Below are 11,890 nucleotides of genomic sequence, written 5' to 3' on the forward strand. Positions count from 1 at the left end.
GCGTGGGACCGTGCGCGCGGCGGAGGAGGGCGCCATGGGTGCGACATGCCTCCTCGGGGACCGCCGGATCCGCGCGTGGGCGACCGCCCGATCGGGCCACCCGGTCGGCCAGTATTCACCATGCGTATTCATTCTTCAACGCACAGTAGATATGTGTCGCGGGGGTGGCGGGAAATCGCGGCGACTACCGAGAAGATTGTCGCTGTCCGTGATAGATGTAGTGCCTCTGACGACGGGTCGGCGACGCGGGTGGCGAGCCCGGCGGCCGGCTCCCGCGGGCCGGCGCCGCCGGCGGCCCGTCGCGCCGGACCGGTGCCAGGTGCCCGTCGTGCCAGGACAGGGCCTTCGCGACAGGCTAGGGGGATCGCCATGCGTGTTGTCGTCGCCGGCGGAGCGGGGTTCGTCGGCAGTCACCTCTGCGAGCGGCTGCTGGCGGACGGCGCCGAGGTCGTCTGCGTCGACAACTTCCTCACCGGCCGGCCCGGCAACGTCGATCCCCTGCGCGCCCACGGCGCGTTCCGCCTGCTGCGCCGGGACGTGACCGGCCCGCTCGACATCGCGGGCCCGGTCGACGCGGTCCTGCACCTGGCGTCGCCGGCCTCCCCGGTCGACTACCGCGCCCTGCCGCTGGAGACGCTGGCGGTGGGATCCGTCGGCACCGGGCGGCTGCTCGACCTCGCCCGCCGCAAGGGCGCCCGGTTCGTGCTCGCCTCCACCTCCGAGGTCTACGGCGACCCGCAGGTCCACCCCCAGGCCGAGCAGTACTGGGGCCATGTCAACCCGGTCGGGCCGCGCAGCATGTACGACGAGGCCAAACGGTTCGCCGAGGCGCTGACCACCGCCCACCGCGCCACCCACGGCACCCGCACCGGCATCGTGCGCATCTTCAACACCTACGGGCCGCGGATGCGGGCCGACGACGGCCGGGCCGTGCCCACGTTCGTGACCCAGGCACTGGCCGACCGCCCGGTGACGGTGGCCGGCGACGGCTCACAGACCCGCTCGTTGTGCCACGTCGACGATCTGGTCGACGGGCTGGTCCGGATGATGTCCCGCGAGCACCCGGGCCCGGTGAACCTCGGCAACCCGCACGAGCTGACCATGCTGGAGCTCGCCCGGCTGGTTGTGCGGCTGTGCGGCGGGACGGCGCCGATCACCTTCGTCCCGCGCCCCCCAGACGACCCCAGCGTGCGCCGCCCGGACGTCACCGTGGCCCGGGAGCTGCTCGACTGGCAGCCGCGGGTCGAGCTGGCCGACGGCCTGGCCCGCACGGTGGCGTGGTTCCGGGAGCGGCCGGTCCCGCCGCGGCCGGGGCCCGGGTACGGCGCCGGCCTGGTGCCCCGCCAGTCCGCCCCGGTTCAGCTGCCCGCCGCCGGCACCTGACCGGCGCGCGACTCGGTCATGCCGGTGGTCCGGTCCGGTGAGGGCCGATGTCCCAGGCCGAGGCGGGTGTGCAGGACGACGGGCAGCCGGGCGACGAGGCGCAGCTCGGCGGTGGGCGCGGACACGGTGCGTTCCCAGCCGACGGCGCGCGGCGTGTCCCGTACCCGCCACCTGCCGTCGCCGGCGCCATCGGTATGCAGCATCAGACGCCGCCCGGTGGCCGTGGTGATCGTCAATGCGCCGGCCGTCGCGGTGGGTGCGGTGGCGGCCAGGGTCACCCCGGGCGCGAAGTGGAACCGCATCGCCAGGCGGTGCCGGCGGCTCCCGTCGATGCGGTCCTCGAGGGTGAGGCCGCCCGGGTCCAGGTGCCAGCGCCGCTGGTGGCGGGGTGCGCCGGGCAGATGGCGAAAGCCGTCGTGGGCGGCGGTCAGCGTCAGGGCCGCGCTGTGGGCGCGCAGCGCGACCAGGGTCGGCCGGGCGCGGCGCCCGGCGCGGAAGGCGCCCCACACCTCGGTGGAGTCGGCGTCATCCACCGTGATCGTCGAGTGGGCGGTGGTGCCCCGCTCGTGGTCGCGACGGGTGCCGGGAGCGTAGGTGGACGTCGCCGTGTCGACGAGCAGCGGATCGCCGTCCCACCAGAGCAGGAAGCTGAGGGTGTCGGCGTGCGCGTGGGCCGGCAGGTCGTCGGGGCATGGCGGCCCGACGTCGGCGAGCACGTGCCAGCGTCCCGTGGCGAGGGCCGCGAGCCCACTGTCCGCCAGCAGCGTGCCGCTCGTCGCACCGGGCCCGGCGCCGACGGGTCCGGGCCCAGGACCGGCGGGCGATGTCGGGCCCGCGGGCAGTGCCGGCTCGGCGGGCGGTGTCGGCTCGGCGGGCGGTGTCGGTCCGGCGGGCGGGGTCAGGACGGCGGGCTGGGCCGGGATGGGGGGCAGCAGCCGGCGGACCAGGGCGTCAGGCACGGGGAAGCCGTCGTTGAGCAGCGGCACGGTGCCGTCCGGCCCGAGGACGGAGCCGAGCCAGGACCGCATCCGGTCGATCGCGGCGGTCAGTTCCGCCGGCACCCGGTGACCCGCGGCGTCGAGCAGCCCGGCGACGTCGTCTAGGTCGGCGAGTACCTGGCAGTGGTAGGCCGGCGCCCGCTCATGGTGGCCGCCGTCGGCGAGCACCTGCCGGCGGGTCTGGCGGACCAGCGCGCCCGCCCAGTGCTCCAGCCCCCGCCGGTCGCCGTCGGCCGCGGCCAGCCCGATGAGGGCCTTGATGTTCTTCACGAGATGGTTTCCGCCGACGTCGGTCTCCAGATGGGCGCGCAGGAACGCCCGGTGGGTGCCGAGATCGGCGCGCAGCGTGTCGCGGATCGGCGGAGCGCAGGCCAGTACCGGCGCCAGCGCGCACAGCGTCCAGGCCCGCAGCGACGCGACGTACGGCGCCCAGGCCACGCCCTGCCCGACCGGGGCGGCGGTGCGCCAGCCGGCGTAGACCCGGGCGAACAGCGCGCGGTCCGCCTCGCTGCCGCCGGGTGCGTCGCGGCGCTGGTCGCCCTCGGCGGTCAGCGCCCAGGCCCAGTCCCAGTAGTGCAGGTGATAGCGCCACAGCAGCGGGGCGTCGGCCTGTTCCCAGTCCCACCGGGACGGGTCGGCCGCGGCCGGCTGCCCGGGGCGCCTGGCCAGGTCTCGGGTGTGGCCGAGGAGGGTGAGACGCCCGTCGGCGAGTCGCTCGACGGTGTCGCGGGGCGCGGGACAGCGACCGTCGAGGGGAACCAGGCCGATCGGCCAGCGCCCGGCGACGGGACGCCCGCGCAGCATCGCGGCGGTGAGGCCGGGCCGCGCGCGCAGCACGGCCCGCTGGGTGCGCAGCCGGCCGCGGGCGACGACCTGGCCCGCCCGCAGCTGCCGGACGGTGCGCAGGTAGCGGCCGACCTGCTCGCCGTCACCGCGGCTCACACAGGCCTGCCGGCGCCGCGCGTCGCCGTCGGGGCGGTCCGCGCCGTCGGTACGGCCGGACGGTCCGGCCGCTCGCTGGGCGGTGCCTGCTCGCTGGGCGGTGCCGGCGGGCCGGGCCGCACGGACGCGTCGGCGGGCGGAGGGACGGTCCAGGTGGCGTTCGGGGCGGGCGCGGGGCAGCGCCGGCCGGCGTAGAGATAGCCGGTGGTCGCGGCTGCGGGGTTGGCCACCCGACGCAGGTCCTCGTCGAGAACCGTCACCTCGAACGCGAGCGCCCGCAGCCGCGCGGCCAGCGTCCCTGCGTCCTGGTCGCCGTCGCCCTCGCCGCCGGTGTCGCCCTCGCCGCGGCCGGTGTCGTCGCCGCCGACGGTGTGGTCGCCGCCGCCGATGTCGCGGCTGTCGGCGATGCTTCCGCCACCCTCACGGGCGGGGTGTATCCGCAGCACCAGGCGGTCGACGGCGCGAAGCCAGCGGAGATCGCCGAACAGGGCGGATGCTCCGGCGCCGAGGTCGATCCGCAGCAGGTCCACCTGGTCGACGCCGCCGGCGGCGAGGATCTCGGGCACGCTGAGCCGGTCGGCCCCGACGCGGGTGCGGCCCACCGGGTGCACCACCGCGTGCAGGACCTGGACCTGGCGTTCGATGCCGTTGTCGGCGATGTGGCCGGCGAGCGCGTCGGCGCGGTCGCGGCGCGCCTCGACGGCGATGACGTCCGCGCCGGCCCGCGCGGCCAGTATCGTGTACAGGCCCTCGCCGGCCCCGAGGTCGACGACGACCTGGCCGGCGGCGGGGACGAACCCCGGCAGCGCGTGGAAGGCTCCGCGGCAGTACACCTCGCGCGCGGCGCCGAACAGCCGCCCGGGCACGCGCACCCGCACACCGGGCAGCGGGCGCAGGTCGAGGGTCTCGTCGGACAGGGCGCGGTCGGCCGCGTCCAGGCAGCCGGTACGGGCGATCCGAGGTGCGTGCCGAACGAGGGCGACGGCGAAGCGCACCGCCACCGGCCGTCCGGCCACGGCCTCGACGGCGCGCACCTGGGCGATCAGGCGGCCCGGCGCGGTGGCGGCGCGACGCCGCGACGCCGCGGGCGCCGGAGGGCCGCCGCGGGTGCCGGTCGCGGTCGCCAGGTCGGCGAGGCCGGCGTCGAACGGGCGTGGCCGGTGGCCGAGGTCGCGGCGCGCCGGCGCGATGTCGAACGCCTTGTCCTCGGCGAGCCGGGCGATCTGTTCGGCCTTCAGCCGCGGCCGGCGGGCGTGGCGTTCGTAGCCGCCGGCGAGGGCGAGCACCGGGCGGACGGGGACCGGCAGGCAGCGCACACGCCGTCCGGTGGCGGTCCCGGCGGCGGCGACGACGTCCCGAAACGGCAGCGGCACCGGTCCGGCGACGTCGTAGGCCCGGCCGATGGCGGCGCCCGCGTCGAGGGCTCGCAGCAGGGTGGCGGCGAGGTCGTCGACGTGGACGGGCTGGTGCAGTCGGCCGCCGCCGGGAAGCGGCAGCACGGGGGTGCGGCGCACCAGGGCGAGCAGCCGGGCCATGTTGCGGTCGTCGGGACCGCCGTAGATCATCGTGGGGCGGATGATCGTCCAGTCGAGCCCGCTGGCCTCGATGGCGCGCTCGGCGGCGATGCGCACCCGCTTGGACGGCGGGTCGAGCGCGGTGAAGATGCCGGTCGTCGACACGAAGACCGCGCGGCGCAGGCCGGCGGCTCGCGTCGCCGCGAGGATGGCGTCGATGTGGCCGAAGCCGAGCGAGGCGATGTTGAGCAGGACGTCGGCCTCGGCGGCGGCGAAGGCGGTGGCGAGCCCCGGCGGGTCGTCGAGGTCGCCGACGACGGGCCGGGCGCCGAGGCCGCGCAGTGTGGCGGCGGCGGGCTCGGCGCGGGCGACGCCGACCACCTCGTGGCCGGCGTCGACGGCGTGGCGCACCGCCCGGCGCCCGACGAAGCCGCTGCCGCCGGTGACAAGGATCCTCACGCGTTCGCCTCCGGTCCGGCGGCGCCGGTTCCCGCGTCCGCCGGCGTGCGGTGCGAGGTGCCACCACCCAGAAGGCCGCGTTGCGCGGGCACCCCGCCAACCGGCGCCGGGTGGGAACGCGGCGGGTCGCCGTGCTCGGCCGTCGGGGTGGGCGGTGGTGGGATCGGCGGGGCGAACAGCAGGTCCTGGTAGTCCCGGGCGAGCGCGTCGCGGTCGAAGTGGCGCTCGACGTACGCCCTGCCGTCCCGGGCCATCCGCGCGCGCCGGTCGGGGTCGGCGGCGAGGCGGGCGACCTCCCGGGCGAGTGCGTCGGGATCCTCGGGCGGGACGACGGCCTGCCCGGCCGCCATCAGGATCCGCGCGGCCTCGCCGCGCACCGTGCCGATCACCGGCCGTCCGGCGGCCAGCAGCTCGAACATCTTCGACGGGATGAACGTGTCGAACATCGGCACGTCGCGCAGCGGCACCACGCAGATGTCCGCGGCGGCCACGACCCCCGGCACCTGCTCGCGGGGCACGCCGTCGTGCAGCACCGTGTTCGTCAGCCCGAGGCCGCGGACGTGGTCGGCGAGGCGCCGCTTCTGCGCACCCTCGCCGACGAAGGCGAACCGCACCGGCTGGGACGTCGGCGCCTCCGAGGTCATGCCCGCCGTGTTGCGATCCGCCGTGTTGCGACCCGTCGCGGTCGGGGACGTCGCGGTCGGGGACGTGGGCTGGGGTGCCGCGAGCCGCGCCGCCGCGTCGGCGATCGAGGTCAGGCCGTGCGAGATGCCGTGGGCACCGATGTAGAGGACGAGGATCTCGCCGTCCCCCGCGCCGAGCCGAGCCCGGATGCCCGCGGGCGGGCGGGTGCCGGGACGGAACCGGGTGAGGTCGACGCCGTTGCGGATGACGTGCACCTTGCCGGCCGGGATGCCGCGGCGGACGATGTCGTCGCGGAACCCCTCGGTGACGGTGACGACGGCATCGGCTGCGCGGTAGGCGGCGAGCTCGAGGCGTTCGAGGACGCCGAGCACCCGTCGGTCGGTGAGGACGCCGAGCTGCTCGAAGATCGCCGGCCACAGGTCGCGGACCTCCACGATCAGCCGGGCCCGCCGCAGCCGGGCGAGCAGCCACGCCGAGCCGAGCGGGAAGAACGTCGGCGAGGACACCATCACCACGTCGCACGGCCCCGTCCGCCAGCCGCCGAGCGTGACGCTGGTAACCATGAACGACAGGTGCGACAGGGTCCTGCGCACCACCCCCTCGTTCGGCGTGGCGTACAGCCAGGTGCGCAGCACGCGGTAGCCGTCCACCCGTTCGGTGCGCAGCCAGGCGCCGCGGTACGCGGGCGGGATCACGCCGGTGGGGTGGTTCGGTAGGCCGGTGAGCACGGTGACGTGCAGGCCGGCGGACGCCCAGGCCCGCGCGGTCTCCGAGAGCCGGGCCTGCGGGGCGCCGATCTCCGGTGGGAAGTAGTGGGTGAGGACCAGGACGCGGCGGCGGCTGGGAGGGTGGGACATGAAGCGCGACCTCCAGCCGTCGGCATCAGACAAGACGTCAGATGGTAGTGAGTCGATTACCTAACGGGGTGATCGGTAGGTGTCGTCGCGTGTGTCGCACGGTCCGCGGGCCGCGCGAGGACGCGGAACCGGGCCGCGCAGCCCGGTGGCGAGCTCGTCCCACGCGGCCTGTCCCAACGGCAGCCGGAAGCCGCGCGCGGCGAGCCAGCCCGGCGCCTGCGCCTGGCCGAGCAGCATCAGCTCCGCCCGCCGGCACAGCGCGCCCAGCGGCGGCAGCCAGCTTCCGGTCGGCTCCGCGGCCCGCAGCAACGCGCCCACGGCGGCGGCGGGCAGGCAGCGCAGGGGCCGCCCCGGCGCGAACGTCTCGTAGAGCGTGCGCACCGTGTGCCCCTCGTAGGGGTGGGAGACGACGAGCGGGGCGTCGTCCGCCGTGACGATCTCGGCGAGCGCGGCGCCGACGTTGCCGACCAGTGCCACCGGCACGGGCTGGCTGCCGTCCGCGCAGGTCACCAGCGGGAAGCGGCGGCAGAACGCGGCGAAGTCGCTGGTCATCCGCCGGCCCGGACCGTGCACCGACGGCGGGCGGTACACGGTCGTCGCGACGGTGCCCCGGGCGGCGGCGTCGCGCAGCAGCTGCTCGCCGAGCACCTTCGCGCGCGCGTACGGGGTCACCGGCGCGTAGTCGAGGCTCTCGTCGAGCCGCGGCGCCCGGCCCTGCACCGCGGCGGTGCTGACGTGCACGAGGCGAGGCACCCGGGCCCGTTCGCACGCGTCCGCGAGCAGCCGGGGCCAGGCGGCGTTGGCCCCGACCAGGGCGGGGGTGCGGCTCGCGGCGGAGGTCGCCAGGCCCGCGGCGTTCACGACCGCGTCGACGCCGTCGAGCTCGGCGCGCACCTCGTCCAGGAACGGCCGGTGGCCCGCCGCCGGCGAGCCGGCCAGGTCCTCGGGGGCGACCCACAGCCGGCGGGCCGTGCGCGCGACCACGTCGAGCCCGGCGTGGCGCAGGGCGTGCGCGCAGGCGGTGCCGATGAACCCGGTGGCGCCGTACACGGCGACCCGGCTCACGGGACGTCCCTGCCCGCCGGCTGCCCGCTGGCCCCGGTCGGCCGTGCGGCGTCGGCCTGGCTTGGGTCCGCGCCGGTGGGCGGGCGTCCGGCGCTGGCGGGCGGGCGTCCGGCGGTGATGGGCGGCGGGCCGGTGTCGGGGCGGGCGGGCGCCATCGCCCGCGGGCGACGCTGGGTGGGCAGCGGGGGAACGGGCGCCTGCGCTCCGGCCGGGGGACCCGCTGTGGGGGCCGGGGCGGGGCGGTGGGCGCGGCGGGCGGCGCGGCGGGCGGCGTAGTGAGCGGCGTAGTGAGCGGCGTGGTGGGCGGCGAGGCGGGGGGCGGCGAGGTAGGCCGCGAGGACCAGAGCGCAGGCGGCGTCGGCGGCCAGGCGGGTCGCCGGCGGGCCGTAGGCGGCCAGGGACAGCGCGATGAGGACGCCGGTGACGGCGGCGACGAGGAGGGTGACCTGGGTGTGCGACCAGCCCGCGACGGTCAGCCGCTGGTAGGCGTGCGAGCGGTGCGCGGTGTGCCATGGCTCGCCGGCGCGGATGCGGCGCAGGAGGGTCGCCGTGGTGTCGGCGAGGTAGAGCGCGCTCGGTGCGAGTGCCGCCTCCGGCGGGACGCCGGCGAGCACCGCCTGCGCGGTGAGGACGGCGAGCACGGCGCCGAGCGCGTAGCTGCCGACGTCGCCGAGGAAGACGCGGGCGTGGGGGAAGTTGAACGGCAGGAAGCCGAGGGCGGCCGCCGCGACGAGCGTGCCGCCGGCGCTCACCGCCGTGGCGCCGCGGTCCGCGCCGAGCGCGGCGAGGGTGGCCCCGGTCAGCGCCGCCGTCGCCGCCGAGATGCCGTTGATGCCGTCCATGAAGTTGAAGACGTTGACGAAACCGGTGATCCACAGTGGCGCGGTCACGGTGACCAGCAGGACCGTGAGCAGGCGGGGCTCCGGGTCGCCGAGGACCGCGCCCAGCACGGCCATCGCCGCCACGAGGAACGCCGCCGCGGTGTGCAGCGCGAGGCGACGCATCGCGGTGACGCCGCCGACGTCCTCGGCGAGTCCGATCAGCCCGAACAGGGCGGCGGCGGCGCTCAGCGGCAGCAGGTTGGGCCCGCCGGCGCCGCCGTCGCAGAACACGGTGACCAGCACCCCACCGAACAGGCCGAGCACGACCGCGATGCCGCCGCCGCGCGGCGTCGGCGCCGCGTGCGAGGAACGGGCGTTGACCTGGTCGATCGCGGCCAGGCGGTGCATGGACACGATGACGATCGGGGTCGCCGCCAGGGTGAGGATCCACGTGGCGGCCGGCGCTGACAGCATGGCCGTTCCTCCGGCTCTGACACGTCGGATGGAGAGCGAGCGACGTTCATCGCTGAATGTAATGCATCAACTACACTGCGCGGCATCATGTGGGTGCGGGTGTCCCGCGCGGCTGGCCGCCGGTTGTCCACCGGCCGCCCGCGGACAGCGCCGGGCCCGTCGACGACGGCGGCGGAGGTTCGCGCGAGATGAGACAGGTGGTTCAGGCGGCGTCCGGGGGAGCGGTGCGGGTCGTCGAGGTGCCCGTGCCGACCGTCGGTCCGACCGAGGTGCTGGTGTCGACGGCGGCGAGCATCGTGTCGGCCGGCACCGAGCGGGCCGTCACCGCGCTCGCCCGGTCCAGCCTGCTCGCCAAGGCCCGCGCCCGGCCCGACCTGGTGCGCAAGGTCGCGGTCAAGGCCCGCGCGGACGGTCTCTCGACGGCCGTGCGCACGGTGCGCGACCGGCTGGGCACCGACGTTCCTCTCGGCTACAGCGCCTGCGGCCGGGTGGTCGAGGTCGGGGCGGCGGTCGACGGCATCCGCCCGGGGGACCTTGTCGCCACCGGCGGGGCGGGGCGGGCCAACCACGCCGAGTTCCAGTCCGTGCCCGGGCTGCTGTGCGCGCGGGTACCCGACGGCGTCGACGCCTGCGCCGCCGCGTTCGCCACCATCGGTTCGATAGCCCTGCACGGGCTGCGCCTGGCCGAGGTCGGGCCGGGCTCGAAGGTGGTCGTCGTCGGGCTCGGCCTGGTCGGCCAGCTCGCGGCGCGCCTGGCGCTCGCCAGCGGCTGCGACGTCGCGGGCATCGATCTTGCCGAGCTGCCGCTGGACGCCGCCCGGGCCGCCGGGGTGCGGGCGTTCGCCGAGTCCGGCGAGGCCACCACCGAGGCCGTGCGGGCCTGGAGCCGCGGGCGCGGGGCCGACGCGGTGCTTGTCTGCGCGGCGGGGCGCTCCGCGGAGCCGGTGATGCGGGCGACCGCGCTCGCCCGCGACCGCGCGCACCTCGTCGTCGTCGGCGACGTCGGGCTCGACCTGACCCGGGCGCCGTTCTACGACAAGGAGCTCACCCTGCGCTTCGCCCGCTCCTACGGGCCGGGCCGCTACGAGCGCGGCTACGAGGACTGGGGCGTCGACTACCCGGCCGGCCAGGTGCGCTGGACCGAGGGGCGCAACCAGGAGGCGGTGCTCGACCTGCTCGCCGCCGGCCGGCTGCGCGTCGACGACCTGGTCACCCACGCCTTCCCGATCGAGCAGGCGCCGCGCGCCTACGAGCTCGTCGCCGAGCGCACCGAGCCCTACCTGGCGATCCGCTTCGACTATCCGCCCTCGCCGGCGCCCGGTGACGACGCCCGCCCGCGCCCGCGGGTGCCGCGCCAGCGCGCTGCCCCGGCGCTGCGCCGCGGCAGCCGGGTCGGCTGGATCGGCGCGGGCGCCTTCTCCGCCTCCGTGCTGCTGCCCGCGTTCCGGGCCGCGGGCTTCGACCAGTTCGCCACCGTCGCCTCCGCGGGGGGCCGCTCGGCGCGCTCGTTCGCCGACCGGCACGGCTTCGCCGGCGCGGTGGCCGGCGCCGACGCCGTCCTCGACGACGACGACATCGACGTGATCGTCATCGCCACCCCGCACGCGACCCACGCCGAGCTCGCCGCCCGCGCCCTCGAACGGGGCCGGCACGTGTGGTGCGAGAAGCCGCTGGCGCTCGGCTTCGACGAGCTCGACCGGGTCGAGCGGGCCGCGGCGGCTGGCGGCGGCGCGCTCGTCGTCGGGTACAACCGGCGCTTCTCGCCCGCGCTCGGCGGCGCGCACGCGGCGCTGTCCGAGCGCACCGGCCCGCTGAGCGTCGTCTACCGGGTCGCCGCCGGGCCGGTGCCAGGCGATCACTGGTACAACGACCGGGTCCAGGGCGGCCGGCTGCTCGGCGAGGTCTGCCACTTCGTCGACGCCTGCGCGGCACTGACCGGCAGCCAGGTCGACGCGGTGGCGGCGCTCGCCGGCCGCGACGCCGAACTGCTGCTCGCTCCCGACATGTCGGTGACGCTGCGACACGTCGACGGCTCGCTGTCGACGATCGCCTACAGCTCCGCCCATCCGCGCGGCGCCCGCAAGGAGCAGGTCGAGGCGCTCGCCGGGGTGCGTCACGTCCGCATCGACGACTACCGGGAACTCGTCGTCGACGGCCGCTCGGTGTGGAAGGGCGCCCAGGACAAGGGCCACCGCGACGCCGCGGCGGCCTTCCTGCGGATGTGCCGGGGTGGGGACACGAGCGTGACCGCCGAGCTGCTCGCCTCCAGCCGGGCCACCCTCGCCGCCGCCGACGCGCTCGGCGTCGAGGCCGTCCGCGCCCCCACGACCCCCGCCGATCCCGCCGGCTCCGCCGATCGCGCCGGCCGTGCGGACACCACCAACCGTGCTGGCACCGCCAACCGTGCTGGCACCGTCGACCATGCCCCTGCCGCCGGCGCGTCCGACTCCGCCCTCGATTCCGCCGGCACGCCGACCTGACGGTCCCGGCCTGGCTGTCTCCTGTCCCTCGACCTCGCCGGCCGCGGTACCCGCCGGATGATTTCCGAGAATCCTTGTGAATGCACCGCGCCGCCGGCTCCATCGGGCGCGGGAAAGGACGACATCGTGCCGCGTGCGCTGATTACCGGGATTACCGGTCAGGACGGGTTGTATCTGGGTGAGTTGTTGACCGCGAAGGGCTATGAGGTGTTCGGGCTGGTTCGGGGGCAGTCGAACCCGAAGGTGGCGGTG

8 protein-coding genes are annotated in these 11,890 nt (G+C 76.7%); 3 read left to right on the plus strand and 5 right to left on the minus strand.

Annotation, left to right across the window (positions count from 1 at the left end; all coding sequences use genetic code 11):
• The first annotated feature begins 369 nt into the window (after window positions 1-369).
• Window positions 370-1,383, plus strand: coding sequence for a UDP-glucuronic acid decarboxylase family protein (locus tag AC6EXY_RS01985; protein ID WP_101831269.1), 1,014 nt, complete (start codon window positions 370-372; stop codon window positions 1,381-1,383).
• Here the strand turns inward: AC6EXY_RS01985 and AC6EXY_RS01990 are convergent.
• The 5 genes from AC6EXY_RS01990 to AC6EXY_RS02010 are packed head-to-tail and all read right to left on the minus strand — an operon-like array spanning window position 1,359 to window position 9,158.
• Window positions 1,359-3,323 (minus strand): heparinase II/III family protein, encoded by a 1,965-nt coding sequence (locus tag AC6EXY_RS01990; protein ID WP_101831268.1) that lies wholly within the window; start codon window positions 3,321-3,323, stop codon window positions 1,359-1,361. The genes AC6EXY_RS01985 and AC6EXY_RS01990 overlap by 25 nt on opposite strands.
• Window positions 3,320-5,296 carry an NAD(P)H-binding protein gene (locus tag AC6EXY_RS01995; protein WP_499816921.1) on the minus strand — a complete coding sequence of 659 codons (1,977 nt, stop codon included), beginning with the start codon at window positions 5,294-5,296 and terminating at the stop codon, window positions 3,320-3,322. Before AC6EXY_RS01995 ends, AC6EXY_RS01990 begins: the two co-directional genes overlap by 4 nt.
• Entirely contained in the window at window positions 5,293-6,798 is a 1,506-nt protein-coding gene (locus tag AC6EXY_RS02000; protein WP_101831266.1) for a glycosyltransferase family 4 protein, read from the minus strand. The genes AC6EXY_RS01995 and AC6EXY_RS02000 overlap by 4 nt, the downstream gene beginning before the upstream one ends.
• Before the next feature lie 60 nt (window positions 6,799-6,858).
• Complete coding sequence (locus AC6EXY_RS02005; protein WP_499816920.1) at window positions 6,859-7,863, minus strand: NAD-dependent epimerase/dehydratase family protein; 1,005 nt, start codon at window positions 7,861-7,863, stop codon at window positions 6,859-6,861.
• Window positions 7,860-9,158 carry an MraY family glycosyltransferase gene (locus tag AC6EXY_RS02010; RefSeq protein ID WP_499842279.1) on the minus strand — a complete coding sequence of 433 codons (1,299 nt, stop codon included), beginning with the start codon at window positions 9,156-9,158 and terminating at the stop codon, window positions 7,860-7,862. Before AC6EXY_RS02010 ends, AC6EXY_RS02005 begins: the two co-directional genes overlap by 4 nt.
• A gap of 188 nt (window positions 9,159-9,346) precedes the next feature.
• On the opposite strand from AC6EXY_RS02010, the gene AC6EXY_RS02015 reads away from it, so the two are divergent.
• Together AC6EXY_RS02015 and AC6EXY_RS02020 are read left to right on the plus strand one after the other, a co-directional pair.
• Window positions 9,347-11,638 carry a bi-domain-containing oxidoreductase gene (locus tag AC6EXY_RS02015; RefSeq protein WP_499818992.1) on the plus strand — a complete coding sequence of 764 codons (2,292 nt, stop codon included), beginning with the start codon at window positions 9,347-9,349 and terminating at the stop codon, window positions 11,636-11,638.
• A 126-nt stretch (window positions 11,639-11,764) separates the two neighbouring features.
• The coding region (locus AC6EXY_RS02020) for a GDP-mannose 4,6-dehydratase (RefSeq protein WP_499818971.1) at window positions 11,765-11,890 on the plus strand (126 nt) is incomplete at its 3' end.

Source organism: Frankia sp. RB5 (genome assembly GCF_059816245.1).

Coding starts and splice junctions, on each gene's coding strand:
- AC6EXY_RS01985 (WP_101831269.1), top strand. CDS start 370: ATGCGTGTTGTCGTCGCCGGCGGAGCGGGGTTCGTCGGCAGTCACCTC.
- AC6EXY_RS02010 (WP_499842279.1), bottom strand. CDS start 9,158: ATGCTGTCAGCGCCGGCCGCCACGTGGATCCTCACCCTGGCGGCGACC.
- AC6EXY_RS02000 (WP_101831266.1), bottom strand. CDS start 6,798: ATGTCCCACCCTCCCAGCCGCCGCCGCGTCCTGGTCCTCACCCACTAC.
- AC6EXY_RS02015 (WP_499818992.1), top strand. CDS start 9,347: ATGAGACAGGTGGTTCAGGCGGCGTCCGGGGGAGCGGTGCGGGTCGTC.